Below are 22,600 nucleotides of genomic sequence, written 5' to 3' on the forward strand. Positions count from 1 at the left end.
CTCCTTATGCCGTGGCAGCGGCTTTGGCCGGTGCGGCGGCCATGGCCTCGCCGCCCATCTGCACGGCCTTGACGATGTTCTGGTAGCCCGTGCAGCGGCACATGTTGCCGTCGAGCAGTTCGCGGATTTCGGTTTCGCTCGCCTTGGGATGGTGCGTGCACAGGTCGATCGCGCTCATCACCATGCCCGGCGTGCAGAAGCCGCATTGCAGGCCGTGGCACTCCTTGAAGGCCGCCTGCATCGGATGCATGGTGCCGTCGGGCTGGGCGATGCCTTCGATGGTCGTGATCTTCGCGCCGGTCACCTGCGCCACCAGCACGTTGCACGACTTGACCGCGCGGCCGTTGACCTGGACGGTGCAGGCACCGCACTGCGCGGTGTCGCAGCCCACATGCGTTCCGGTCAGGTGGAGATGCTCGCGCAGCGCCTGCACGAGAAAGGTGTTGGGGGGCGCGTCGACCGTGACCGCGCGGCCGTTGACCGTGAATGGAACCTGCATGTGGCTGTCTCCGTTGTGGGTGAGATGGCTAGGATCGGCAACTGGAATCTTGGACGCCGGACAGGGGCACCATCCTAGGCAAAACCCTAGGCGCTTGCAGCGCGCGCTTGAAATTCTCAAAATGAAACACGATGACCGCCCCCCACGCCACGCCGCCGACCGAGCGCTCCCTCTCCATCGCGCAGGCGCGGCGCGAATGGCTCGACGGCGATGACGCGGGTCCGCAGGGCGCGCGCATCGAGCCCTGGCTCGCGCGCTCCTGGCAGCGCTGCCTCGCCGCCGGCCACCAGCCGCAGCAGCGCGTCTGCTTCGATCCAGTCTCGGCGCCGGCGGCCCGCCATGCCGCGGAGCGCAACCGGGCCCTGGTCTCGGCCGCGCGGCCGGTGCTCGACAAGCTGTCGCGCGCCATCGCCGACACGCGCTATTTCGCGATCCTGACCGATGCCGATGGCATCGTGGTCGATGTGGGCGCCCTGCCCGGCGGCAGCGATGCCACAGCCAGGCACGCGCGTGACATCGCGCGCATCGGCGTCGACCTGTCGGAGCGCGCGGTGGGCACCACGGCCATCGGTGCCGCGCTGGCCGAACACGAATCGGTATGGCTGCACCGCGGCGAACATTTCTTCGACGACACCAGCGTCTACAGCTGTGCCGGTGCGCCGCTCTTCGGCCCGCGGGGCGAATGCGTCGGCATGCTGGACCTGACCGGCGTGCAAGTGGTCGAACGCCCCGAGCTGAGGCACCTGGCCGCGCTCTCGGCGCGCAGCATCGAGGACGCGCTGATGCAGAACCATCCTTGCGAGTTGCTGCTGCGCATCGATTGGCCTGGCTATGCCGCAGGGCCGGGCACCGAGGGCTTGCTGTGCATCGACGCCGACGGCCGCGTGACCGGCGCCAATACCGCGGCACGCCAGATGCTCCACCAACCGCTCGGCACCGATCCGACGCTGCACTGCAACGATCTGTTCGCGCTGCCGCCGCAGATGCTCTTCGATGCGGCACGCCGCGGTGACGCGCTGGACGTGCCGCTGTGGTCCGGCCTCCGCGTGCAGGCCCGGCCGCAGCTCGCCGACCGCGCGCCGCGTGGCGCAAGCCAGGAGCGCCCGCGGCTGCGCGACGTCGAGACGGCACTGATCCGCCGCGCGGTGGACGACGCGCGCGGCAACGTGGCCGAGGCGGCGCGCGCGCTCGGGATCAGCCGCGCCACGGTGTACCGCAAGCTGGCGCGCCGCCGGCAATAAATTGCGGGCCGACGCAAAATCCGGGCGATGAACGATTCCTACGCCCCGGTCGAGCCCTCCCGCAGCGAAGTCGACAGTCTCTCCGGCCCCACGCTCATCGAATTCGGCGCACCGTGGTGCGGCATCTGCAAGATGGCGCAGCCGCTGCTCGCCAAGGCGCTGGCCGAGGTGCCGCCGCTGCGCCACCTCAAGATCGAGGACGCCAGCGGCCGGCCGCTGGGCCGCTCCTTCGGCATCAAGCTGTGGCCGACGCTGATCTTCATGCGCGACGGCAAGGAACTGGCGCGCCTGGTGCGGCCCGACAGCGCGGATGCGATCCGGCGCGAGCTCGGGGAGCTCCTCCATTCCGCTCGGCGATGAACGGTTGCTGAATGGACTTCGGCGGGCACGCCGCCTATATTGAGTTTCAGCGATCCGTCTCCGGGGATCGCGGCTCGATGTCATCCCCTCCAGGGCTTTGTGCCGCGGCCGCGGCGGCCAGGCCTCCACCTGCAACGAGGGAAAGCGCCATGGCCACCTACATCTCGCTCATCAACTTCACGGACCAGGGCATCCGCAATGTCAAGGAGTCGCCGAACCGCGCCGAGGCGTTCACGGCCCTGGCAAGCAAGCTGGGCCTGAACGTCAAGAGCATCCACTGGACCTCCGGCAGCTACGACCTGGTGGTCACGACCGAAGGCAGCGACGAAGCGGCGATGGCCACGCTGCTCAGCGTCGGCTCGCTCGGTAATGTGCGTTCGCAAACGCTGCGCGCCTACTCGGCCTCGGAAATCAAGAAGATCATCGGCCTGATGCCGTGAGGCGCGCGCGCAGAAAGCCGCTTCAGCCGGCCTTCTGCGCCTTCTCGTAGGCGCGCGGCTGCGTCAGCACCTCGTGGCGCAGCGCGTCTTCGAGCTCGGCCTCGGTCATCAGCTTGCGGCGCAGCACCACCTCGCGCACGTTGGTTCCGTTGGCGAAGGCCTCGGCCGCGACCTCGGTCGCTTCCTTGTAGCCGATGATCGGATTCAGCGCGGTCACCAGCGAGATCGAGCGCTCGATGCTCTCGCGCAGCCGGTCCGGGTTGGCGGTGATGCCCTTCACGCAGAGGTCGGCCAGCGTCATGCAGCCGTTGGTCAGGTGCTTGAAGCTGCGGAACAGCGCGCTCGCGATGATCGGCTCGAAAGCGTTCAGCTGCAGCTGCCCGGCCTCGGCCGCGAAGGTCACGGTCAGGTCGTTGCCGAACACCTCGAAGGCGACCTGGTTGACGACCTCCGGAATCACCGGGTTGACCTTGCCCGGCATGATCGACGAGCCGGCCTGCATCGGCGGCAGGTTGATTTCGCCGAAGCCCGAGCGCGGGCCGCTGGAGAGCAGCCGCAGGTCGTTGCAGGTCTTCGACAGCTTGACCGCGATGCGCTTCAACACGCCCGACAGCTGCACGAAGGCGCCGCAGTCCTGGGTCGCCTCGATCAGATTGGGTGCGGTGGAGAGGTCGAGGCCGGTGATGCCGCGCAGCGCGGCCAGCGCCTTGCCCGCGTACTCGGGATGCGCGGTGATGCCGGTGCCGATGGCCGTGGCACCGAGGTTGACTTCGCGGATCAAGGCCGAGGCCTCGGTCAGGCGCGCGATGTCTTCCTCGACCATCACCGCATAGGTCGAGAACTCCTGGCCGAGCGTCATCGGCACCGCGTCCTGCAGCTGGGTGCGGCCGATCTTCAGCAGGTGCGCGAACTCCTTGGCCTTGGCGTCGAAGGCTTCGCGCAGATGCTCCATGGCCGCGAGCAGCTCTTCGATCGCGAAGCAGGTGGCGATGCGGATCGCGGTCGGGTAGACGTCGTTGGTGCTCTGCGCCATGTTGACGTGCTCGTTGGGATGCAGGTACTGGTACTCGCCCCTGCGGTGGCCCATGATCTCGAGCGCGCGGTTGCAGACCACCTCGTTGGCGTTCATGTTGGTCGAGGTGCCGGCGCCGCCCTGGATCACGTCGACCACGAACTGCTCGTGCAGCGCGCCGCCGCGGATTTCCTTGCAGGCCGCGACGATCGCGTCGCGCAGCTCGGCGGGCAGGAGGCCCAGCTCGGTGTTGGCTTCGGCGGCCGCCTGCTTGACCGAGGCGAGCGCGACCACCAGCTCCGGGTAGGCCGAGATGGTCGTGCCCGAGATCTGGAAGTTCTCCTTGGCGCGCAGCGTATGGACGCCGTAGTAGACCTCGTCGGGCACCTCGCGATCACCCAGCAGGTCGTGTTCGATGCGCATCTTCTGGCTCATGGCTTGTTCCTCGGTGAATGGAATTGAAGGCGATGGTCGGCGGATCGGGTCGCGCCCGCAACAGCGTACTCCCACCGCTGTCACAAACGCAGGCCTTCCTGCGTCTTGAATGCATGGAAGGCCGCATGGGGCGGCCGTCCTGATGCAACCAAGGACCTTTTCATGGCTCACACCGCCCGTCTTCCCTACCATCAACTCGCGCCCAAGGCTTTCCAGGGGCTGCTCGACGCCTCTGCCGCCGTCCACAAGGGCGCGCTCGGCAGCCGTCTCGTCGACCTCGTGCTGCTGCGGCTCTCGCAGATCAACGGCTGCGGCTACTGCATCGACATGCACTGGCGCGACCTGATCCGGCAGGAGATCGATCCGCGCCATCTCAATGCCCTGGCCGGCTGGCGCGAGGCGCCCTTCTTCAGCGAACGCGAGCGCGCCGCACTGCGCTGGGCGGAGCTCGTCAACGCCACGCCGCACAGCGACGCGAGCGACGAGGAGTTCGCGCGGCTGAAGGCGCACTTCACCGACGTCGAGATCGTCGAACTCGGCTTCACCATCGCGGTCATCAATGCCTGGAACCTGCTCAACGTGAGCTTCCGCAATCCGGTGCCTGAGAAGGTGTAGTCACTTTCGTCAAGCGCGGGCTCTAGGATGCGTCATGGTCGACGCATCTTCATACGGGGCCCGCGCGCTCCAGCCACCGAGGTTGTTGCACCTGGATGCGCTGCGCGGCTTCGCGCTCCTGGGCATCCTGATGGTCAACATCGCGACCTTCGCTTCGGCCTACTTCGGCATGGCCGTGCCCGACCCGGCCTTCGCCCGGCCGATCGACCGCGCCGTGCGGTGGCTCGTGGCCTGCCTGTTCGAGACCAAGTTCTACCTGCTCTTCTCCTTCCTGTTCGGCTACAGCTTCACCTTGCAGATGAACGCGGCCGAGCGCAGCGGCAAGGCCTTCGTGCCGAGGATTCTGCGGCGCCTGTTCGGGCTCTGGCTCATCGGCGCCGCGCATGCCGTCTGGCTGTTCCACGGCGACATCCTCTGCACCTATGCCGTGCTGGGCCTGATCCTGCTCCGGTTGCGGCATCGGACCGACGCCCAGGCGACGGTGCTCGCCTGCGTGCTCACGCTGCTGCCCGCCGCCATCCTGGCCTCGCTGGGCGGACTCCAGCTCCTCGCCGGCGAGACGGCCGACATCGCCAGCACCATGGCCCGCGCGAGCGCCGCGCAGCAGGCCTGGCTGGGCACGCCGGCCACCGTGGTCGCGCAGCGCCTGCGGGACTTGGGCCAAACCTGGTGGATCGTGGTGCTGATCCAGGGGCCATGCGCGCTGGCCATGTTCATGCTCGGCCTGGTGGCCGGCAAGCGCCACCTGTTCGCGCAACACGACCGGTACCGCGGCCTCTGGCGACGCCTGGCCGTCTGGGGCCTGGCGGTGGGCCTGCCCGGCGCGCTGTTCTATGCAACGGCCACGGTCTACGGGGTCGGCTCGGGCTGGGAGATCGCGGGCTTGGGCGCGAGCCTCCTGACCGCGCCCTTCCTGAGCGCCGCCTATGTCGGGATGGCGATGATGCTGTTCGAGGGCGCGGGCGGCATGCGCATCGCCGGGCTGCTGGCGCCCGCGGGGCGCATGGCGCTGACCAACTACCTCATGCAGTCGCTCCTGTGCGCGCTGATCTTCACGGCCTACGGGCTGGGCTGGATGGGCCGCGTCTCGCCGGCGGCCTGCGTGCTGATCGCGTCGATCATCTTCGCGGGCCAGCTGGCGGCCAGCCGCCTGTGGCTGCGCCGCTTCGGCTACGGCCCGGTGGAATGGGCGCTGCGCGCTTTCACGGTCGGCGCCTGGCCGGCGATGCGCAGGACGTCGGAGCTACCGCGGCGCTAGGGCCTCTGTTCAGGAGCAGACGTACGAAGCCGCCGATCGCGGATCGCCGCCGGTCAGCGTCGCCTTGGTCGGATGCATGCAGATCGGCCGCGAACTGGCCGGCGTGCCACCGCTGGCGGGGGCCGAGATGTCGATGCGCTCCGGCGAGTTGCCGCCCTCCACCCAGGCCGTGAGCGCCGTGTAGAGCAGGTTGATCGTCGGCAGCGGCGGATTCGCGGCCGCGTTGGTGGTGCCGTTGCTGAAACCGTGGGCCATGCCCGGCACCAGGAAGAGCCGGTAGAAGTTGCGGACCACTGCATCGCCGCCCATCCGATCCGACAACCGCGTGTAGTAGTTGATGGTGCCCTGCGGCGGGATCAGCGTGTCCGCCAGGCCGTGGTAGACCAGCATCTTTCCGCCGCGCAAGGCGAAACGGCCGAGGTCCGGGTCGTCGGTATTGATGTTGGCGAACGCGAATTGCAGGGCGACGCCCTGGTCGAAGGCGTTCGAGAGATTCGCGTAAGACAGCGTCTTCCACCGGTCCACGCCGTTGCCGGTCGCGTTGATGAAGTTGGGCTGGGCCCAGGTCGGGTCCTGCAGCTCGAGCGCAACCATGTCGCTCGCGATGGTGAAGGGTGTGGGTCCCGCGAGCCCGATCGGGTTGGTGCCGCGCGTGAGCCCGTACCAGCGCTGGTTGGCCGAGGCGGAGGGCGAGGTCGCGAAGCCGTTGTCCGCCGAGGGCGAAGGCACGGAGCCGTTGCTGGTCTGGCCGTACCAGATCTTGTTCATCGCCAGCGCCTGGGCGGCCGTGACGCAGCTGCCGGCGGGGCCCGTCCCGCCGCTGCTCGCGCACAGCACGCTGGCGTCCAGCAGCGGGTCGTAGCGGCATTGCGTGAGGTCGGGGATGTAGCCGAGATGCTGCCCGTTCACCACGTCGCAGGCGTTGATGGCGGCATTGCCCATCAGCGTGAGCTGGGCCTGCGTGAGCGGCACGCCGCCCAGGTCGCGCTGGTAGACGATCTGCGGGTACAGCTCGGCCGTGATGAACTTGGTCCAGTTGATGGCCGGCGCGCCGGCGAGGATGCCGTCGAAGTCGGCCGGATTTGCCTGCGCCTCCATGTGGCCCTGGCGGCCGCCGGTGGAGAAGCCGTTCCAGTAGGCGAACCTGGCCGGCGTGCCGTAGAAAGCGGCGGCCAGCGCCTTGGTCTTGACCGCCATCTCGTGGATGCCGCGCTGGGCGAAATCGCTCCACAGCGCCGTGTTGATGGTGCCGTCCGGCTTCATCGCGAAGGAGCCGCCGTTGGCCGTGTTGGCATGGCCGGTGTCGGTGCTGGCCGAGACCGCGCCTTCGACCATCGCGGTTTCCGCCGGCGCGCCGGCGCTGCCGCCCGTGACGCCCGCGAGCGCCGTCAAGGAGGTGTGGACGCCGCCGGCCCAGCCGCCGCCGCCCTTCACGTGCACCCGCTTGTTCCACTTCGCCTCGTTGGGCAGCCAGACTTCGATGCCGATGCCGAGCGAGGTCGATGGGGCATCCGCCGGGCCGGAGTTGCCCGGTCCGACCAGCAGTTTCACCACGCAGACGTCGGTGGTCGCCGTGGGTGTGGTGGGCGTCGGCGTGCCGGACAAGAGCAGCGGGTCGCCTGTCTTGAAGGCCTTGACCAGCAGCACGCTGGTGTTGGCATCCGGCTTGAAGGCGCTCTTGATCGAGTCGTCGCAGCTCAGTTTCGTCTGGCCCGGGGGGAAGACCACGCCGCCGCCATGACCGCCGCCTCCACCGCCGCATCCTGCGAGCCCTGCAGCAGCCGCGATGCACGCTGCGCGAATCAGCGCCTTCGTCCGCAAATCGAATCGGCTGTTTGCTTGCATGATGTCTCCCGCTTCTATCCCGGCAGCCGCGACAGCGCGTCTGAAGCGTCATGCGCTGCAAACAAGTCTTCGAGCGTAGGACGAATCCACCGGCCAGCGAGAAGCGGCGGCCTACAGCCGAAGGAGAACGCGGACGCGGCAAAGGCAGTGAACTGGTTTTTCGCGGCGCTCTACGCGTTGCTTTCTCTGTTCAGTTGAGGCCGCAACCGGCTGTTGGATCCATAAGCTGTGCAAATAACGCGGCGAAGACGCGCGCGTTCCGAAGCGCTGCGTGGGAAACGGCTGACAGACAGACGGCTGCCGGTGTGGACAGTGCGGAGGTACTGTTTGCTATTCAGGGAGTTTGCTCATGTCGGTGGTGTGTAGGACTTGCGGAAGCCGGAACCGCGACAAGGCGATGTTCTGCAGCGGCTGCGCGGGCCGCTTGCCCGGCTTCATGCCGACCGGCCCTTCGGCCCTCGATGCCGTCAAGACCAGCCGCGCCGCGCCGATCTCGCCATTCGACGCGCCGATGTCCCCCTTGGACGCGCCGTTTTCGCGGCCCCGCGCCGCTTCGCTGGCGCTGCTGCCGGCCGAGACGGCAGCCTTCTGGCTTCGCCTGTTACTGTCGGCATTGGCCATGAGCGTGGTTTTCATCGGCTGGTATCTGTATGTCACGCGCGATGTCGCGGAACCGTCGTGGTGGCCGAAACTGAACGCGGCGGTGGCGGCACCTGAAGCCAAGGCGCCGCCATCGGAAAAAGCTGCAGTGGTGGTGCCAGCGCCAGCATCGACACCAGCACCGCCGCAGGCCGCGGCGCCTGCGCCCGTTGCGCCCGTTGCACCCGTTGCGCCAGCTGTGCCCGTCGCGGCTGCACCCGCTGCACCCGCTGCACCTGCCGCTGCACCACCCGCTGCACCTGCACCCGCTGCACCTGCAACGCCCGTCGCTGCGGCGCCGTCCCAGTCCAACGAAGAAAAATCCTCGGCGGCACCAGCCGCCCCCTCTCGCTCCGCCGCGCTCTCGGAGCGCACTCGCGCGAATCCGCCGATGGCCCCGCGGCAGGCGCGCGCTCCGGCATGGAACCGTGACGACCTGGGGCCGCCGATCGCGCCCGGTCCCGGACCGCTGGTGGGCTCGGTATCCGCACCGGCGTTGCTGCGCGACCCGGGTCCACCGGTCGTGCCGGGTCCCGGCCCGCTGGTCAGCTCTTCTCGCGCGACCACACCGACCTTCGACGACCCGGGACCACCGGTCGTCCCCGGTCCAGGCCCACTCGTCAGCTCGTCCCGCGCGCCCGCATGGGCCGCCGACGACGCGGGGCCGCCGATCGCCATCGGCCCCGGACCGCTGGCCAATCCGGTCCGCGCGCCTCGCGCCAGGTAGCGCCGCTCGAGGGACCGCGCGTCCCATTGTTTCCAAGTCGCAAACGCCGCGGTTCTTTTCGCGGCGTTTTTTCGAGGGCCTTCGCACCCACACTTCATCTCACCAACCAACCGATTTGAAGGAACCGAAATGAATGCCTCGAAGATCATCGCCGCTGCTGCCTTCTCGCTCGTGGCCGCCGCCGGCGCGCAAGCGGAAACCTATGACGGCGTGCACACCCTGACCTCGGCGGCCAGCCGCTCGGAAGTGGCCGCCGAAGGCGTCGCCGCCGCACGCGCCGGCAATCAGTACGCCGATGGCGCCAGCGCCGGTGCGCAGACCTTCACGTCCACCGCCGACCGCGCCACTATTCGCGCGGAGGCGGTCGCCAAGGCGCACGACCCGTTCGAGAGCCTGGATCGCCGTGCCTTCTATCGCGACGAGGTGCCGGCCGCCTACAAGAAGCCGAAGGTGTCGTTCACGCGCCAGGCCGGCCTGTAAATCAGGCTTCGCCGCTGCTTCGCAGCAGCTTCACGAGCCGGTCCAGCGTCTTCAGCGCTGCGTCCGGCGTTTCGTCGAACTGCGCGTGAACGATGGCGCCGTCGACCGCCAGCGCGATGAGCTGCGCGTCCTTCGCGCGCTGGCGCGACGGCGGCAGCAGCTTCTCGATCTCCGCCGTCATGTCGCGCTTGTGGCTGCGCGCGATCTCCACCACCTCCGGCAAGGCGCCGCCGAGCTCGCTCACGCTGTTGAGGAAGGCGCAGCCGCGATAGCCGGCATCCGCAAACCAGTCGCGCAGCGCGGGCACCAGCGCATCGATGCCCTTGCCGCGCTTCGCGCCGTGGCGCTCCAGCGCATCGACGAACCACGTCATCCAGCGCTCGTGGCGGTAGGCCAGGAAGGTGCGGATCAGCTCGTTCTTGCTCGGGAAGTGGCGGTAGAAGGTGACCTTGGTCACGCCCGACTCGGCGATCACGCGGTCGATGCCGGTGGCGCGGATGCCTTCGCGGTAGAACAGGTCGTGCGCGGTCAGCAGGATGCGCTCGTTGGCAGGGCGGTCCTTGAGCTCGGGAGCGACGGGGCTTGGCATGACGCCATTGTAGACAGGTCTGTCTACGTGCATTAGACTGGCGACGTAGACAGCTCTGTCTACCTTCTTCCAATCACCCCTCGGGAACCCGCCGCCATGGAAAGACGCCCGCCCCTGCCCCCCTTCACATTCGAAACCGCAACCCAGAAGGTTCGCCTGGCCGAAGACGGCTGGAACTCGCGCGACCCGGCCCGCGTCGCGCTGGCCTACAGCGAAGACACGCGCTGGCGCAACCGCGCCGAGTTCCCGGTCGGCCGGGCGGCCGCGCAGGCGCTGCTCGAGCGCAAGTGGGCGCGCGAACTCGACTACCGGCTGATCAAGGAGCTGTGGGCCTTCGGCGGCCCGCGCATCGGCGTGCGCTTCGGCTACGAGTGGCACGACGACGCCGGCAACTGGTTTCGCAGCTACGGCAACGAGAACTGGGAATTCAACGAGCACGGCCTGATGACGCATCGCCACGCGAGCATCAACGACCTGCCGATCAAGGAAAGCGAACGCAAGTTCTTCTGGCCGCTGGGCCGCCGGCCGGACGATCACCCGGGTTTGAGCGACCTCGGACTCTAGGGCCTGTTCAGGCCCTCGCCCTCACCCCGGCAGCGCCACCACCACCGCCGCTTCGTCGATGGTGGCCACCACGCGCTGCCGCGTGCGCAGCCCCGAGCCGGCCGGCGCGAAGCCGACCAGTTGCAGGCCGCTGTCGAGCGTGATCGCGATCTCGTCGCCATCCTCGCCGCGCGCCGCGCCCTGCACCAGGCCGCCGAGCTGATTGCCACGGGTCCTTCGCGCCGCCGCAACGCGCTCCACGCGTACCGCGGTCGCCTTGCACAGCGCGATCGCCGGCATGCCTTCTGCCAGCCCCAGCAGTTCCGCGCTCTCCTGCGTGATGCGCGCGGCGATGGGCTGCTGCGCATCGCCGCCGAGCCTCATGTGCACGCGCACGATGCGGCCGGTGGATTCGAGCGCGGCCACGATCGCCGGCAGCTGGTTGCGCATGCTGGTGCGGATCGAGAGCCGCGCCGCCGCCGTGCCGGCACTGGCGCCTGCCCGCGACTGAACGGCACGGCGCGCCGCATCCAGCGCCTCCGCCAGTTCGAGCAGTTGCGCCCCGTGCGCGGTGAGCACGGCGCCGCCGCCGCCCGCGCCGCCCACCGCGCGCGCCACCAGCGGCACGCCGGCCAGGTTGGTGAGCGTGGCGACCGCCTGCCAGGCCGCCTTGTAGCTCACGGCCGCCTCGCGCGCGGCCTGGGAGATGCTGCCGGTGCGGCCGATGCCGCGCAGGATGTCGATGCGCTTGTCGCTCATGCCATGGCCGAGCGCGTCGCCGAAACGGGGAGATGCCATGCGCGGATTGTGCCGTTGGCTCTACACTCGCGCTATTCCGTTGATGAATAGCGCTCCATGAAGCTCCCACTCGCCTTTCGCCTCGCCGCCGCCACGCTGCTCACGCTCGGTGCGTCGCTCGTCAGCCAGGCGGGGGAAGTCCAGGTCGCGGTCGCGGCCAACTTCTTCGCGCCCATGAAGGCGATCGCCGCCGAGTTCGAGAAGACGACCGGCCACAAGGCCGTGCTCTCCTCGGGCGCGACGGGCAAGTTCTATGCGCAGATCCAGAGCGGCGCGCCTTTCGACGTGTTCCTCGCGGCCGACGACGAGACGCCGGCCAAGCTCGACAAGGAAGGCGCTACTGTGCCGGGCAGTCGCTTCACCTACGCCACCGGCAAGCTGGTGCTGTGGTCGGCCAAACCCGATCTGGTGGATGCCAAGGGCGAGGTGCTCAGGAGCACGAAGTTCGCCCACATCGCGCTGGCCGCGCCCAAGCTCGCACCCTACGGAGCGGCGGCGGTGGAAACGCTCACGCGCCTCGGCCTGCTGGCACAGCTCGAACCCAAGTTCGTGCAGGGCGAGAGCATCGGGCAGGCCTTCAGTTTCGTCTCCACCGGCAATGCGGAACTCGGCTTCGTCGCGCTCTCGCAAGTCTGGGAGAACGGCAAGCTCAAGAGCGGCTCGGCCTGGATCGTGCCCGCTGAACTGCACGGCCCCATCCGGCAAGACGCTGTGCTGCTCGCCCGCGGCAAGGACAACGCGGCCGCCGCTGCGCTCATCGCGTATCTCAAATCGGATGCAGCCAAGGCCGTGATCCGGTCCTTCGGCTACGACGTCTGAGCGCCGATCCTGCATGCCCACAGCCTCCGACCTCGGCGCCATCGTCCTCACGCTGAAGCTCGCGGCGCTGACCACGCTGATCCTGCTGCTGGTGGGCTCGCCGCTGGCCTGGTGGCTGGCGCGCACGCGCTCGGCATGGAAGGGGCCGGTCGGTGCGCTGGTGGCCTTGCCGCTGGTGCTGCCGCCCACGGTACTGGGCTTCTACTTCCTGGTGACGATGGGGCCCAACGGGCCGATCGGCGCGTTGACGCAATGGCTCGGTATCGGGGTGCTTCCCTTCACCTTCGCGGGGCTGGTGATCGGCTCGGTGGTCTATTCGATGCCCTTCGTGGTGCAGCCAATCCAGAACGCCTTCGAGGCCATCGGCCAGGAGCCGCTCGAGGCGGCGGCAACGCTCAGGGCCTCGCCGCTCGACTCCTTCTTCAGCGTGGTGCTGCCGCTCGCGCGGCCGGGCTACCTCACCGCGGTCGTGATGGGCTTCGCCCACACGGTGGGCGAGTTCGGCGTGGTGCTGATGATCGGCGGCAACATCCCCGACAAGACGCGCGTGGTGTCGGTGCGGATCTACGACCACGTCGAGGCGCTCGAATACACGCAGGCGCACTGGCTGGCGGCCGGCATGGTGGCGTTCTCATTCCTCGTGCTGCTGGCGCTCTATGTGCTCAATCCGACGGGACAGCGGCGATGAGCGATGGCGTGTATGCGCGGTTGAAGGTCGACCACCCCGGCTTCTCGCTCCAGGTCGAGCTCGACCTGCCGGGCCGCGGCGTGAGCGCGCTCTTCGGCCCCTCGGGCTGCGGCAAGACCACTTGCCTGCGCGCCATCGCGGGGCTGCAACGCGCACCCGGTGCGCAGGTGACGGTCAATGGCGAGGCCTGGCAGGACGGCGACATGTTCCTGCCCACGCACCGGCGGCCGCTGGGCTATGTGTTCCAGGAGACGCGGCTCTTCGCGCACCTGGACGTTCGGCGCAACCTCGAATACGGCATGAAGCGGGTCGCCACAGCCGATCGGCGCGTGTCGCTCGCGCAGGCGGTGGAACTGCTGGGCATCGGCCACCTGCTCGCGCGCCGGCCCGACACGCTCTCGGGCGGCGAACGCCAGCGCGTGGGCATCGCGCGTGCACTGGCCACCAGTCCGCGGCTGCTGCTGATGGACGAACCGCTCGCCTCGCTGGACCTGCAGCGCAAGCGCGAGATCCTCCCCTACCTCGAGCGGCTGCATGCCGAGCTCGACATGCCGGTGATCTATGTGAGCCACGCGCCCGACGAGGTCGCGCGCCTGGCCGACCACCTGGTGCTGCTCGACGCCGGACGCGTGACTGCGAGCGGCCCGGCCAACGAGTTGATGACCCGGCTCGACCTGCCGCTGGCGCACGGCGATGCGGCGGGTGCGGTGGTCGCCGCGGTGGTGACGGGCTACGACGCCGCCTACGGCCTGACGCAGCTCGCGTTCGCGGGCGGCACGCTCTGCCTGCCGCACAGCGGCGCGCGCGTGGGGCAGGCGGTGCGGGTTCGCATCCAGGCGCGCGACGTCAGCCTCACGCTGCAGCACCAAGCCGCGACCAGCGTGCTCAACATCCTGCCCGCGACCGTGGCCGACCTGGCCGAAGACGGGCCGGCCCAGGTCATGGTCGGGCTGGACCTCGGCGGCGCACGCCTGCTCGCGCGCATCACGCGCAAGTCGGCCGAGCTGCTGCGGCTTGGCGTGGGCTCGGCCGTGCATGCGCAGGTCAAGGGCGTCGCGATTCTCGAATAGGCCTCAGGCGCCGACCGGCACCTTGTCGAGGAAGCCCGTGACCGACTGCAGCTTGCCCGCTTCGAGCTGGACGAAATCGGTGCCTTCGATCAGGTCTTCGGCGCCGCTCGGGCCCAGGGTCCACGAGAAGCGCAGGTGGTCGCCGTGCGCATCGGCCTCGCCCTTGAGTCTGAAGCGGAAGCCCGGATAGCGCTGGTGCACGCCGCCGACCAGTGCGCTGATCTGCGCGCGGCCACTGCCCTGCATGATCGGATCGACGTAGCGCGCGTCGGCGGTCCAATGGCTTTCGAGCAGCGCGAGGCGGCGCTCGGCGTCGGTCTCGTTCCAGACGGCGATGTAGTGTTCGGCAATGCGCGCGGCATCGGGGGCGGCGGTGTTCATGGCGTTTCCTTTCTGTTCAGGGCCCGCAACGGCGCGGGGTGAATGAATGGTCCCCGCGAGCGCGCCGCGGGTCGATGACGTGAGAGGTCATGGGCGCAACGGCACTACCATGCAGGGAGGACTTTTTCGGAGCAGGTCATGAAGATCGCGGTGATGGGTGCGGGCGCAGTGGGTTGCTACTACGGCGGCATGCTGGCGCGCGCCGGCCATTCGGTGGTGCTGATCGGCAGGGCGCAGCACGTCGAGGCGATACGCCGCGACGGCCTGCTGCTCGATACGCAGTCCTTCAAGGCGCATGTGCCGATCGAGGCCAGCACGGAAGTCAGCGCCGTGCAGGGCGCGCAGCTGGTGCTGTTCTGCGTCAAGTCCACCGACACCGAGAGCGCTGCCGCGCAGATGGGTCCGCACCTGATGCCGGATGCGCTGGTGCTCACGCTGCAGAACGGCGTCGACAACGCCGACCGGCTGCAGGCGGCGCTGCGCCAGCAGGTCGCGGCGACGGTGGTGTATGTCGCCACCGAGATGGCGGGGCCGGGCCACGTGAAGCACCACGGCCGCGGCGAGCTGGTCATCGCGCCGTCGCCCCGCAGCGATGAGGCCGCGCGCCTCTTCATCGAGGCCGGCGTGCCGACGCAGATCTCCGACAACGTGGCGGGCGCGCTGTGGGCCAAGCTGATTCTCAACTGCGCCTACAACGCGCTGTCGGCGATCTCGCAGGTGCCTTACGGCCGGCTCGTGCAGGGCGTCGGCGTGGACGCCGTGATGCGGGACGTGGTGCAGGAATGCCTGGCCGTCGCCGAGGCCAGCGGCGTGACCGTGCCCGGCGACAGCTGGGCCGCCGTCGAGCGCATCGCGCAATCGATGCCAACCCAGTTCTCCTCCACCGCGCAGGACCTGGCGCGCGGCAAACGCAGCGAAATCGACCACCTCAACGGCTACGTGCTGCGCAAGGGTGAAGCGCTGGGCATCGCGACGCCGGCCAATCGCGTGCTGCACACGCTGGTGAAGCTGATCGAGGGACGGTCGGCCGAGGCCCCGGCCTGAGCCGCATCAGCCCAGTGCCACCGGGCTCGGCCGCGGAACCGCAGGCAGTGCCGCGAGGTCTTGCCGATGCGGCATCGACACCTGCGCGCCCGCCTTCGTCACGCTGAGCGCCGCGGCCTGGATGCCAAGCGCGATGCCTGCATCGATGGATTCCTTGTTCGCGAGCGCGGCACACAGCGCGCCGATGAAGGTGTCGCCCGCGGCCGTGGTGTCGACCGCCTGGACCGCCAATGCCGCGAAGTGGCGGCAGCCCTCGGCGTTGGCGGACACGACGCCGTCGCCGCCCATCGTCAGGATCACGTGAGCGGGTCCGCGCTGTCGCAGGGCATCGGCCGCGCGGGCGGCACTCGCCGTGTCGCAGACGGTCATGCCGCTCAACATCGCGGCCTCGGTCTCGTTCAGCACGAGGATGCTCACCAGCGGCCACAGCGCGTCAGGCAGCGGCTGCGCGGGAGCAGGATTCAGCACTACCGTGCAACCGCGGGCATGCGCGATCGCCGCCGCTTCGCACACCGCCGGCATGGGCACTTCGAGCTGCAGCGACACGATGCGCGCCGCCGCGAGAGCGTTGCGCAGCCGGCCGATGTCTTCGGTGCCGACGGATGCGTTCGCGCCGGGACTCAGCGCAATGCGGTTCTGCGCGCCGTCGTCGACCATGATCAGGGCCACGCCGGTCGACGCCGCATCGGTGGCCACATGGCGCGTCTCCACACCGTCCGCTTCGAGCGATGCCTTCAGGGCGCGCCCGAAGGCGTCGTCGCCCACGCGACCGACCATGGCCACACGGGCGCCCTGCCGCGCGCACGCCACGGCCTGGTTGGCACCCTTGCCGCCCGGATTGCTCATGAAGGAACGAGCCTCGAGGGTTTCGCCGGCATCCGGCACGCGCGGCACACGGAGCACCAGGTCCATGTTGAGGCTGCCGAACACCACGACCTCGGGCGTGGCGTGGTCGGAGTTCAAGACTCGGCGTCCATCTGGTGGAGCTTCTCGACGCGGCGGCGAAAATCCTCGTCCTCCGCCGCGAAGCGCGCCCCCAGGTAGGAGGTGACGAGGTCGGCGGCGAGCCAGGGGCCGACGATCTGCGCGCCGATGCACATGACGTTCACGTCGTCGTGCTCGACCGACTGGTGCGCCGAATGCACGTCGTGGCAGACCGCCGCGCGGATACCCTTCATCTTGTTGGCGGCGATCGACGCGCCGACGCCGGTGCCGCACACCATGATGCCGCGCTCGACCTCGCCGGCGACGATCTTGGCGGCCACCGCGCGCGCCACATCCGGAAAGTCGACCGGTCGGTCGTCATGGCTGCCGACGTCGACGACCTCGTGGCCGAGCTTCCTGATGTGGTCGACCACGGCGCTTTTGAGCACCCAGCCGGCGTGGTCCGAACCGATGACGAGACGCATGAATTCCTCTTCGGGTTGTGGATGATCAGGGACGCATGTTCGCGGGCAGATCGCTGCCGTGGAACTTCTTGTAGATGGCGTTGAGCTTGCCGTTCTGGAGATTGGCCGTGACCCACTCGTTGAGCTTGGCGACCATGCGCTCCTCGCCCTTCTTGACGCCGATGGCGAGATCGAGATTGCGCAGCACGATCTTCTGCTCGAACGGGCGTTGCGGGTTCTTCGCGGTGATCTGATTCATGATCGTGACCGAGGTGGAGACGATGTCGGCCTGGCCGCTGACGCCGGCGGTGACCATGGTCGCATCGTCGTCGTAGCGCACCACCTTGAACTCCCTATCCTTCGCCAGCTGGGTGAGTTCGGTGTCCTGCGTGGTGCCGCGCGTGACGGTGACCGACTTGCCCTTCAGGTCGGGCCAGTCCTTGATCGCCAGATCCTTGCGCGCGCCGATGACGGAGACCAGCGCCGCATACGGCTTCGAGAAGTCGATGACCTTCTGGCGCTCCGGGGTCACCGACAGCGTCGAGACCACGATGTCGGCCTTGCCGGTCTGCAGGTTCGGAATGCGCGTGGCGCCGGTGGTCTGCACGAACTCCAGTTCGAGCCCCCAGTCCTTGGCGAGCAGCTGCGCGGTTTCGACGTCGGAGCCGGTCGGCTTGAGGTCCTTGTCGAGCATGCCGGACGGTGGAATCGAGAAGTCCGTTGCGATGCGGATCTTCTTCGCCTTCATCACGTCGTCGAGCACGTCGGCGTGCGCGGCAGCCGCCAGCGTGAGGCAGGCGGCGGCCAACAGGGTGGGCAGTGAACGGAAAAGCTTCATGACGGTGTTGTCTCCATGTTTTCGAAAGAAGGCCAGCCTTCAGAGCTCGCTGGCCACGAACTGCCGAAGCTCGGCGGTTTGCGGGGATGACAGGATCTCGGGGCCGCCGCGCTCCCAGACCCTGCCGCGGTGCATGAATAGCACCTGGTCCGCGACCTTGCGTGCAAAGGCCATCTCGTGCGTGACCATGACCATGGTCATGCCGCCGGCCGCGAGGTCCTCGATGACGTGCAGCACTTCGCCTGTGAGCTCCGGGTCGAGCGCCGAGGTCACCTCGTCGAACAGCATCACCTTCGGCTGCATCGCCAGCGAGCGCGCAATGGCAACCCGCTGCTGCTGGCCGCCCGAGAGCTGCTCGGGATAACAGGACGCCTTCTCCGCAAGGCCGACCTTGGCCAGCACCTCGTGTGCCAGCGCGCGCGCCGCCGGCTTGGCCACGCCCTTGGCCGAGCGCGGCGCGAGCATGATGTTCTGCTCGATGGTCAGGTGCGGAAAGAGGTTGTAGCTCTGGAACACGATGCCGACATCGAGCCGCAGCGCCTTGAGGTCGATGCCCGCGTCGTCGACGCGGTGGCCGCAGACCACGATCTCGCCGCTGTCGATGCGCTCGAGGCGATCGATGCAGCGCAAGGCCGTGCTCTTGCCCGAGCCGCTGCGGCCGATGATCGCCGTGACCTCGCCGCGGCCGACTTCGAAGCCGACGCCTTCGAGCACTTTCAGTGCGCCGAAACTCTTGTGCACGTCGTGCAGGCGCACGACCGGCGCCGAAGCGCGCTCAGGATTGGGCGAGGACTGGGTCATGGGTGAAGACGGCTTTCGCCGCAGTGGGAGACGCGACGGCCCTGCGCTCGAGCCGGCGGCTCCAGACCGAGAGCGGATAGCACAACGCGAAGTAGATCGCCGCGATGAAGAGGTAGACGATGAAGGGCTCGAAGATCGAGTTGTTGATGATCTGGCCCGAGCGCGCGAGTTCGACGAAGCCGACCACCGACGCCAGCGAGGTGTTCTTCACGATCTGCACCATGAAGCCGACCGTGGGCGGCGTGGCCAGCCGCACGGCCTGCGGCAGCACGACCTTGAACATGCGCTGCGTGCGGCCGAGCGCCAGGCATTCCGCAGCCTCCCATTGCGCGCGCGGCACCGCCTGGATGGCGCCGCGCCAGATCTCGCCGAGATAGGCCGACACGTAGATCGTCAGGGACACGCCGGCCGCGGCGAGTGCGGAGACCTTGATGCCCAGGGTCGGCAGCCCGAAGAAGGCCAGGAACATGATGACCAGGAGCGGCGAGCCCTGCACCAGCTGGACCCACAGCCCCGTCGCCGCGCGAACCCAGCGATGGGGCGAGACCCGCGCCAGCGCGACGATGAACGCGCACAGCCCGCCGCCGACGAAGGCGATGAGCGAGAGGATCGCGGTCCACCCGGCGCCCTGCAGCAGGAACAGCAGGTGGTTGGCGTTGAACGCGGTGCCGGTCATCACAGCGCGGTGCCCAGTCTGCGGCGGCGCGGGAACAGCAGCGCGCCCAGACCCCAGAAGCCGAGGCGCATCAGCAGCGACAGCAGGATGTAGGCGGCGCCGACGAGGATGAAGGTCTCGAAGGGCCGGTAGGTGTCCGACTGCACGTGGTTGGCGATCGCGGTGAGCTCTTCGGCCGAGATCTGCGAGCAGATCGACGAGGCCAGCATCAGCAGCACGAACTGGCTGGTCAGCGCCGGGTACACGCGTTCCATCGCGGGCAGCAGCACGACGTGCCAGTACACCTGCAGCCGCGAAAGCCCGAGGCATTCGGCAGCCTCGATCTGGCTGCGGTTCACCGAATCGAAACCGGCGCGCATGATTTCCGTCGCATAGGCGCCGGCATTGACCGCGAGCGCGATCACCGCGACGGTGAACGCCGACAGCGACAGGCCGAGACTCGACAGGCCGAAGTAGACGAGAAAGATCTGGACCAGGAGCGGCGTGTTGCGGATCAGTTCCACATACGCGCCGCAGGCACGCGCCAGCAGCCGGTGGCTGCTTCGCCTGCCGGCCGCGCACAGCGTGCCGATCGCAAAGCCCGAGAGCGTGGCGACCAATGCCAGGCGCACGGTCAGCCACGCGCCCTCGACGAACAGCGGCCAGCGTTCGAGCACGACCCCGAAGTCGAAATCGATCACGCCACCTCCTCGCGCGTCGGCGGCCGGCCGCGCGCGGCAGGCCCGGTGGCGGCCTTGCGCCGGTATTCGTCGCCGATGCTGAAGTGCTTGCGCAGCACCTGGTCGGCTCGGTCTTCGTCGCGCGCGACCAGCGCCTGAAAGATGCGCGCATGGTCTTCGACCAGGTACTGCTTGACCGCCGGATCGCCGCCGACCACGTCGCGGCGCTCATGGTGCGAGCGCATCAGGAGCGTCGACATCGCGGCATACAGCTGCATCAAGGTCTCGGAGCGGCTTGCCCGCACCAATGCGGTGTGGAACTCGTAGTCGGCGCGGCTGCCCTCTTCGGAGTCGTCGACTGTCGCCTCGATCCGGTCGACCGCCGCGGCGATGCGCTCCAGGTCGGATGTCGACGCGTGCCGGCAGGCCAGGCGCACGGCCTGCACCTCGATCGCGATGCGCGCCTGCATCACGTCGTCCACGATGTCGGCCTGCTGCGCCATCGAGAACGCGAAGAAGTCGCCGAGCACCGACACGTCGGGCTTGCGGACGATGGTGCCCACGCGCTCGCGGATCTCGACCACGCCCATCATCGACAGCGCGCGCAGCGCCTCGCGCACGATGGGCCGGCTCACGCCCAGCTGCAGCGCGAGTTCGCGTTCGGGCACCAGCCGATCTCCCGAACGGATGCTGCCTTCGAGCAGCTTGTCGCGCAGGAAGGCGAACACCTTGGAGAAGCCGGTGCCTTCGGCCTCTTGCGTCCGCGTGATCGAGGGTGGCTGGATCTTTCTTGTCATGCCGTGGTTTTACCAGCGGCAAAACCACGACGCATCCAGGCTATCCCTCTAGGGAAAAACCCGAAGGCTCAGGCCGAGGCGCCGCTCGGCAACGCGCCGACAGGACCACGCGGCGCGGGCGAAAGGTAGCGGTCCATCGCCAGGCCGTCGGTGCGGATGTCGGGCCGCCGCCCCATCACCTGGTCGGCCACCAGCTTGCCCGAGCCGCAGGCCATGGTCCAACCCAGCGTGCCGTGGCCGGTGTTGAGGAACAGGTTGGCATACGGCGTGGCACCGACGATCGGCGTGCTGTCGGGCGTCATCGGCCTGAGGCCGGTCCAGAAAGTGGCGCGCGGCAGGTCGCCGCAGGGGAACAGGTCGGTGATCACGCGCTCCAGCGTCTCGCGCCGGCGCGGATTCAGGCGCAGGTCGAAGCCGCCGAGCTCGGCCATGCCGCCGACGCGGATGCGGTCGTCGAAGCGCGTGACCGCGACCTTGTAGGTTTCGTCGAGCACGGTGGACTGCGGCGCCGCGGCCGGGTCGACGAGCGGTACGGTCATCGAATAGCCCTTGACCGGGTAGACCGGGATGTCCAGGCCCAGCTTGGCTGCGAAGTCGCGCGAATAGCTGCCGAAGGCGAGCACGTAGCGATCGGCCGTGAGCACTTCGCGCGCCGGCCCGCCCAGGCGCACGCCGGTGATTCGGCCGCCTTCGGTGGCGAGCCCTTCGACGTCTTGTTCGAAACGGAAATCCACGCCCAGCCCGCGCGCGACGTCGGCCAGGGCGCGCGTGAACAGGTGGCAGTCACCGGTCTCGTCGTTCGGCAAACGCAGGCCGCCGGCCAGCAGGTCGCCCGTGCGCGCGAGCGCCGGCTCGACCGTCGCCAGCTGGCTGCGATCGAGCAACTGGTAGGGAACGCCGCACTCCTGCAGCACGGCCACGTCGCGTTGCACGGCGTCGAGCTGGGCCTGCGTGCGGAACAGCTGCAGCGTGCCCTGGGTGCGATGTTCGTAGCTGATGCCGGTTTCGGCGCGCAGCTCGCGCAGACAGTCGCGGCTGTATTCAGCCACGCGCATCATGCGTTCCTTGTTGACCGCATAGCGCTCGGGCGAGCAGTTCTTCAGCATCGCCGCCATCCAGCGCAGCTGGAACAGGCTGCCGTCGGGTCGGATCGAGAGCGGCGCGTGCTTCTGGAACATCCACTTCAAGGCCTTGAAGGGAATGCCCGGCGCGGCCCAGGGCGTGGAATAGCCGGGCGACACCTGGCCGGCGTTGGCGAAGCTGGTTTCTTCCGCGGGGCCGCTCTGCCGATCGACGAGCGTCACTTCCGCGCCGGCACGGGCCAGGTAATAGGCGGTCGTGACACCGATGACACCGCCGCCCAGAACGATCACTTTCATGGCAAGACACCTTCGCTGCGAGAGAAGGGTCAAGCGTATTCATTCATCTGCCATAAACTCCACTGAAATATCGACACGTTCCAGTGCTTTTTGCTGCCCATGACCGAACTCGACCGCACCGACCGCAAGATCCTCGACATCCTGCAGCGCCAGGGCCGCATCTCCATGACCGAACTGGCCGAGCAGATCGGCCTCTCGACCTCGCCCTGCTCCGAGCGCGTGCGGCGCATGGAACGCGAAGGCGTGATCACCGGCTACCACGCGCGCATCGATCCGCAGGCGATCGGCAAGACGCTCCTGGTGTTCGTGGAAATCACGCTGTCCTCCAAGTCGGCCGACGTCTTCGACAAGGTGAGGAAGGAATTGCTGCACGTGCCCGAGGTGATGGAATGCCACCTGGTGTCGGGTGGCTTCGACTACCTGGTGAAGGCGCGCCTGCGCGCCATGAGCGACTACCGCCGCCTGCTGGGCGACCTGCTGAAGAAGCTGCCGGTGCCGGCCGAGTCGAACAGCTATGTGGTGATGGAAGAGGTCAAGGAAAGCCTGTACCTGCCGCTGGATCGCTGAGGCTTCGGGCGG

At 68.5% G+C, this 22,600-nt stretch carries 28 protein-coding genes; 13 read left to right on the forward strand and 15 right to left on the reverse strand.

From position 1 onward, the window contains the following. Window positions 1–4: 4 nt before the first annotated feature. Window positions 5–499, reverse strand: a complete 495-nt coding sequence (locus tag ACSQ86_RS20170; protein ID WP_093103041.1) for a (2Fe-2S)-binding protein — start codon at window positions 497–499, stop codon at window positions 5–7. A 131-nt stretch (window positions 500–630) separates the two neighbouring features. On the opposite strand from ACSQ86_RS20170, the gene ACSQ86_RS20175 reads away from it, so the two are divergent. From ACSQ86_RS20175 to ACSQ86_RS20185, 3 genes are all read left to right on the forward strand, one after another. Then, the gene (locus ACSQ86_RS20175; RefSeq protein ID WP_436304793.1) at window positions 631–1,740 is read left to right on the forward strand and encodes a helix-turn-helix domain-containing protein; all 1,110 of its coding nucleotides are present in this window, start codon (window positions 631–633) and stop codon (window positions 1,738–1,740) included. A 27-nt stretch (window positions 1,741–1,767) separates the two neighbouring features. After that, the gene (locus tag ACSQ86_RS20180) at window positions 1,768–2,100 is read left to right on the forward strand and encodes a thioredoxin family protein (RefSeq protein ID WP_436304794.1); all 333 of its coding nucleotides are present in this window, start codon (window positions 1,768–1,770) and stop codon (window positions 2,098–2,100) included. Window positions 2,101–2,249: 149 nt separating this feature from the next. After that, on the forward strand, window positions 2,250–2,540 hold the full coding sequence (locus ACSQ86_RS20185; RefSeq protein ID WP_436304795.1) for a GYD domain-containing protein: 291 nt from the start codon (window positions 2,250–2,252) through the stop codon (window positions 2,538–2,540). Window positions 2,541–2,562: 22 nt separating this feature from the next. Here the strand turns inward: ACSQ86_RS20185 and aspA are convergent, their stop codons facing one another. After that, window positions 2,563–3,987, reverse strand: coding sequence for an aspartate ammonia-lyase (gene aspA, locus ACSQ86_RS20190; protein ID WP_093103035.1), 1,425 nt, complete (start codon window positions 3,985–3,987; stop codon window positions 2,563–2,565). A gap of 162 nt (window positions 3,988–4,149) precedes the next feature. On the opposite strand from aspA, the gene ACSQ86_RS20195 reads away from it, so the two are divergent. Then, the gene (locus tag ACSQ86_RS20195; protein WP_093103034.1) at window positions 4,150–4,602 is read left to right on the forward strand and encodes a carboxymuconolactone decarboxylase family protein; all 453 of its coding nucleotides are present in this window, start codon (window positions 4,150–4,152) and stop codon (window positions 4,600–4,602) included. Window positions 4,603–4,636: 34 nt separating this feature from the next. After that, entirely contained in the window at window positions 4,637–5,860 is a 1,224-nt protein-coding gene (locus ACSQ86_RS20200; protein WP_436309485.1) for a DUF418 domain-containing protein, read from the forward strand. A 9-nt stretch (window positions 5,861–5,869) separates the two neighbouring features. On the opposite strand, the gene ACSQ86_RS20205 is transcribed toward ACSQ86_RS20200, so the two are convergent. Beyond that, entirely contained in the window at window positions 5,870–7,588 is a 1,719-nt protein-coding gene (locus ACSQ86_RS20205; RefSeq protein ID WP_436309486.1) for a tannase/feruloyl esterase family alpha/beta hydrolase, read from the reverse strand. Between the two features lie 447 nt (window positions 7,589–8,035). Next, window positions 8,036–8,341 (reverse strand): hypothetical protein, encoded by a 306-nt coding sequence (locus ACSQ86_RS20210; protein ID WP_436290978.1) that lies wholly within the window; start codon window positions 8,339–8,341, stop codon window positions 8,036–8,038. Between ACSQ86_RS20210 and ACSQ86_RS20215 the strand changes: the two genes are divergently transcribed. Next, on the forward strand, window positions 8,325–9,071 hold the full coding sequence (locus ACSQ86_RS20215; protein ID WP_436309487.1) for a hypothetical protein: 747 nt from the start codon (window positions 8,325–8,327) through the stop codon (window positions 9,069–9,071). The genes ACSQ86_RS20210 and ACSQ86_RS20215 overlap by 17 nt on opposite strands. A gap of 129 nt (window positions 9,072–9,200) precedes the next feature. Beyond that, entirely contained in the window at window positions 9,201–9,551 is a 351-nt protein-coding gene (locus tag ACSQ86_RS20220) for an alpha/beta hydrolase (RefSeq protein ID WP_436304799.1), read from the forward strand. Window position 9,552: 1 nt separating this feature from the next. On the opposite strand, the gene ACSQ86_RS20225 is transcribed toward ACSQ86_RS20220, so the two are convergent. Next, window positions 9,553–10,140 carry a TetR/AcrR family transcriptional regulator gene (locus ACSQ86_RS20225; protein WP_436304800.1) on the reverse strand — a complete coding sequence of 196 codons (588 nt, stop codon included), beginning with the start codon at window positions 10,138–10,140 and terminating at the stop codon, window positions 9,553–9,555. Window positions 10,141–10,236: 96 nt separating this feature from the next. Here ACSQ86_RS20225 and ACSQ86_RS20230 point away from each other — a divergent pair, with 96 nt between their 5' ends. After that, on the forward strand, window positions 10,237–10,704 hold the full coding sequence (locus ACSQ86_RS20230; protein ID WP_436304801.1) for a DUF1348 family protein: 468 nt from the start codon (window positions 10,237–10,239) through the stop codon (window positions 10,702–10,704). A gap of 21 nt (window positions 10,705–10,725) precedes the next feature. Here the strand turns inward: ACSQ86_RS20230 and ACSQ86_RS20235 are convergent, their stop codons facing one another. Beyond that, window positions 10,726–11,481, reverse strand: a complete 756-nt coding sequence (locus ACSQ86_RS20235) for a TOBE domain-containing protein (RefSeq protein ID WP_436304802.1) — start codon at window positions 11,479–11,481, stop codon at window positions 10,726–10,728. A 57-nt stretch (window positions 11,482–11,538) separates the two neighbouring features. Between ACSQ86_RS20235 and modA the strand changes: the two genes are divergently transcribed. Genes modA through modC form a run of 3 tightly spaced genes read left to right on the forward strand, consistent with a single transcriptional unit; the run spans window position 11,539 to window position 14,058 of the window. Beyond that, window positions 11,539–12,300, forward strand: a complete 762-nt coding sequence (modA, locus tag ACSQ86_RS20240) for a molybdate ABC transporter substrate-binding protein (RefSeq protein ID WP_436304803.1) — start codon at window positions 11,539–11,541, stop codon at window positions 12,298–12,300. Between the two features lie 13 nt (window positions 12,301–12,313). Further along, window positions 12,314–12,988, forward strand: a complete 675-nt coding sequence (gene modB, locus ACSQ86_RS20245) for a molybdate ABC transporter permease subunit (RefSeq protein ID WP_436290971.1) — start codon at window positions 12,314–12,316, stop codon at window positions 12,986–12,988. Beyond that, window positions 12,985–14,058, forward strand: a complete 1,074-nt coding sequence (modC, locus tag ACSQ86_RS20250; RefSeq protein ID WP_436304804.1) for a molybdenum ABC transporter ATP-binding protein — start codon at window positions 12,985–12,987, stop codon at window positions 14,056–14,058. The genes modB and modC overlap by 4 nt, the downstream gene beginning before the upstream one ends. Before the next feature lie 3 nt (window positions 14,059–14,061). On the opposite strand, the gene ACSQ86_RS20255 is transcribed toward modC, so the two are convergent. Next, window positions 14,062–14,439, reverse strand: coding sequence for a nuclear transport factor 2 family protein (locus ACSQ86_RS20255; RefSeq protein WP_436304805.1), 378 nt, complete (start codon window positions 14,437–14,439; stop codon window positions 14,062–14,064). A gap of 138 nt (window positions 14,440–14,577) precedes the next feature. Between ACSQ86_RS20255 and ACSQ86_RS20260 the strand changes: the two genes are divergently transcribed. Further along, window positions 14,578–15,483 (forward strand): ketopantoate reductase family protein, encoded by a 906-nt coding sequence (locus tag ACSQ86_RS20260; protein WP_436304806.1) that lies wholly within the window; start codon window positions 14,578–14,580, stop codon window positions 15,481–15,483. Between the two features lie 6 nt (window positions 15,484–15,489). Here ACSQ86_RS20260 and rbsK read toward each other — a convergent pair whose 3' ends face one another. From rbsK to ACSQ86_RS20300, 8 genes are all read right to left on the reverse strand, one after another. Further along, window positions 15,490–16,446, reverse strand: coding sequence for a ribokinase (gene rbsK, locus ACSQ86_RS20265; RefSeq protein ID WP_436304807.1), 957 nt, complete (start codon window positions 16,444–16,446; stop codon window positions 15,490–15,492). Next, window positions 16,443–16,892: a ribose 5-phosphate isomerase B gene (gene rpiB, locus ACSQ86_RS20270; RefSeq protein WP_093103013.1), complete on the reverse strand. Its 450-nt coding sequence runs from the start codon at window positions 16,890–16,892 to the stop codon at window positions 16,443–16,445. The genes rbsK and rpiB overlap by 4 nt, the downstream gene beginning before the upstream one ends. A gap of 25 nt (window positions 16,893–16,917) precedes the next feature. Beyond that, the gene (locus tag ACSQ86_RS20275) at window positions 16,918–17,709 is read right to left on the reverse strand and encodes a transporter substrate-binding domain-containing protein (RefSeq protein WP_436304808.1); all 792 of its coding nucleotides are present in this window, start codon (window positions 17,707–17,709) and stop codon (window positions 16,918–16,920) included. Between the two features lie 39 nt (window positions 17,710–17,748). Next, window positions 17,749–18,510 carry an amino acid ABC transporter ATP-binding protein gene (locus ACSQ86_RS20280; protein WP_436304810.1) on the reverse strand — a complete coding sequence of 254 codons (762 nt, stop codon included), beginning with the start codon at window positions 18,508–18,510 and terminating at the stop codon, window positions 17,749–17,751. Further along, complete coding sequence (locus tag ACSQ86_RS20285) at window positions 18,485–19,186, reverse strand: amino acid ABC transporter permease (RefSeq protein WP_093103008.1); 702 nt, start codon at window positions 19,184–19,186, stop codon at window positions 18,485–18,487. The genes ACSQ86_RS20280 and ACSQ86_RS20285 overlap by 26 nt, the downstream gene beginning before the upstream one ends. Continuing rightward, window positions 19,186–19,866, reverse strand: coding sequence for an amino acid ABC transporter permease (locus ACSQ86_RS20290; RefSeq protein WP_212733618.1), 681 nt, complete (start codon window positions 19,864–19,866; stop codon window positions 19,186–19,188). The genes ACSQ86_RS20285 and ACSQ86_RS20290 overlap by 1 nt, the downstream gene beginning before the upstream one ends. Then, window positions 19,863–20,642 carry a FadR/GntR family transcriptional regulator gene (locus tag ACSQ86_RS20295; protein WP_436309488.1) on the reverse strand — a complete coding sequence of 260 codons (780 nt, stop codon included), beginning with the start codon at window positions 20,640–20,642 and terminating at the stop codon, window positions 19,863–19,865. Before ACSQ86_RS20295 ends, ACSQ86_RS20290 begins: the two co-directional genes overlap by 4 nt. Window positions 20,643–20,710: 68 nt before the next feature. Then, window positions 20,711–22,021, reverse strand: a complete 1,311-nt coding sequence (locus tag ACSQ86_RS20300; RefSeq protein WP_436304813.1) for a D-amino acid dehydrogenase — start codon at window positions 22,019–22,021, stop codon at window positions 20,711–20,713. Window positions 22,022–22,120: 99 nt separating this feature from the next. Here ACSQ86_RS20300 and ACSQ86_RS20305 point away from each other — a divergent pair, with 99 nt between their 5' ends. Then, window positions 22,121–22,588: a winged helix-turn-helix transcriptional regulator gene (locus ACSQ86_RS20305; protein WP_093103004.1), complete on the forward strand. Its 468-nt coding sequence runs from the start codon at window positions 22,121–22,123 to the stop codon at window positions 22,586–22,588. Window positions 22,589–22,600: the final 12 nt, after the last annotated feature.

Origin of the sequence: Variovorax sp. LjRoot130, from assembly GCF_964253755.1 — a bacterium.
GTDB lineage: Bacteria > Pseudomonadota > Gammaproteobacteria > Burkholderiales > Burkholderiaceae_C > Variovorax.

Bases quoted from the DNA above. Each gene is read 5' to 3' on its own strand.
- ACSQ86_RS20170 (WP_093103041.1), bottom strand. From the start codon at position 499: ATGCAGGTTCCATTCACGGTCAACGGCCGCGCGGTCACGGTCGACGCG.
- ACSQ86_RS20175 (WP_436304793.1), top strand. From the start codon at position 631: ATGACCGCCCCCCACGCCACGCCGCCGACCGAGCGCTCCCTCTCCATC.
- ACSQ86_RS20180 (WP_436304794.1), top strand. From the start codon at position 1,768: ATGAACGATTCCTACGCCCCGGTCGAGCCCTCCCGCAGCGAAGTCGAC.
- ACSQ86_RS20185 (WP_436304795.1), top strand. From the start codon at position 2,250: ATGGCCACCTACATCTCGCTCATCAACTTCACGGACCAGGGCATCCGC.
- aspA (WP_093103035.1), bottom strand. From the start codon at position 3,987: ATGAGCCAGAAGATGCGCATCGAACACGACCTGCTGGGTGATCGCGAG.
- ACSQ86_RS20195 (WP_093103034.1), top strand. From the start codon at position 4,150: ATGGCTCACACCGCCCGTCTTCCCTACCATCAACTCGCGCCCAAGGCT.
- ACSQ86_RS20200 (WP_436309485.1), top strand. From the start codon at position 4,637: ATGGTCGACGCATCTTCATACGGGGCCCGCGCGCTCCAGCCACCGAGG.
- ACSQ86_RS20215 (WP_436309487.1), top strand. From the start codon at position 8,325: ATGAGCGTGGTTTTCATCGGCTGGTATCTGTATGTCACGCGCGATGTC.
- ACSQ86_RS20210 (WP_436290978.1), bottom strand. From the start codon at position 8,341: ATGAAAACCACGCTCATGGCCAATGCCGACAGTAACAGGCGAAGCCAG.
- ACSQ86_RS20220 (WP_436304799.1), top strand. From the start codon at position 9,201: ATGAATGCCTCGAAGATCATCGCCGCTGCTGCCTTCTCGCTCGTGGCC.
- ACSQ86_RS20225 (WP_436304800.1), bottom strand. From the start codon at position 10,140: ATGCCAAGCCCCGTCGCTCCCGAGCTCAAGGACCGCCCTGCCAACGAG.
- ACSQ86_RS20230 (WP_436304801.1), top strand. From the start codon at position 10,237: ATGGAAAGACGCCCGCCCCTGCCCCCCTTCACATTCGAAACCGCAACC.
- ACSQ86_RS20235 (WP_436304802.1), bottom strand. From the start codon at position 11,481: ATGGCATCTCCCCGTTTCGGCGACGCGCTCGGCCATGGCATGAGCGAC.
- modA (WP_436304803.1), top strand. From the start codon at position 11,539: ATGAAGCTCCCACTCGCCTTTCGCCTCGCCGCCGCCACGCTGCTCACG.
- modB (WP_436290971.1), top strand. From the start codon at position 12,314: ATGCCCACAGCCTCCGACCTCGGCGCCATCGTCCTCACGCTGAAGCTC.
- modC (WP_436304804.1), top strand. From the start codon at position 12,985: ATGAGCGATGGCGTGTATGCGCGGTTGAAGGTCGACCACCCCGGCTTC.
- ACSQ86_RS20255 (WP_436304805.1), bottom strand. From the start codon at position 14,439: ATGAACACCGCCGCCCCCGATGCCGCGCGCATTGCCGAACACTACATC.
- ACSQ86_RS20260 (WP_436304806.1), top strand. From the start codon at position 14,578: ATGAAGATCGCGGTGATGGGTGCGGGCGCAGTGGGTTGCTACTACGGC.
- rpiB (WP_093103013.1), bottom strand. From the start codon at position 16,892: ATGCGTCTCGTCATCGGTTCGGACCACGCCGGCTGGGTGCTCAAAAGC.
- ACSQ86_RS20275 (WP_436304808.1), bottom strand. From the start codon at position 17,709: ATGAAGCTTTTCCGTTCACTGCCCACCCTGTTGGCCGCCGCCTGCCTC.
- ACSQ86_RS20280 (WP_436304810.1), bottom strand. From the start codon at position 18,510: ATGACCCAGTCCTCGCCCAATCCTGAGCGCGCTTCGGCGCCGGTCGTG.
- ACSQ86_RS20285 (WP_093103008.1), bottom strand. From the start codon at position 19,186: ATGACCGGCACCGCGTTCAACGCCAACCACCTGCTGTTCCTGCTGCAG.
- ACSQ86_RS20295 (WP_436309488.1), bottom strand. From the start codon at position 20,642: ATGACAAGAAAGATCCAGCCACCCTCGATCACGCGGACGCAAGAGGCC.
- ACSQ86_RS20300 (WP_436304813.1), bottom strand. From the start codon at position 22,021: ATGAAAGTGATCGTTCTGGGCGGCGGTGTCATCGGTGTCACGACCGCC.
- ACSQ86_RS20305 (WP_093103004.1), top strand. From the start codon at position 22,121: ATGACCGAACTCGACCGCACCGACCGCAAGATCCTCGACATCCTGCAG.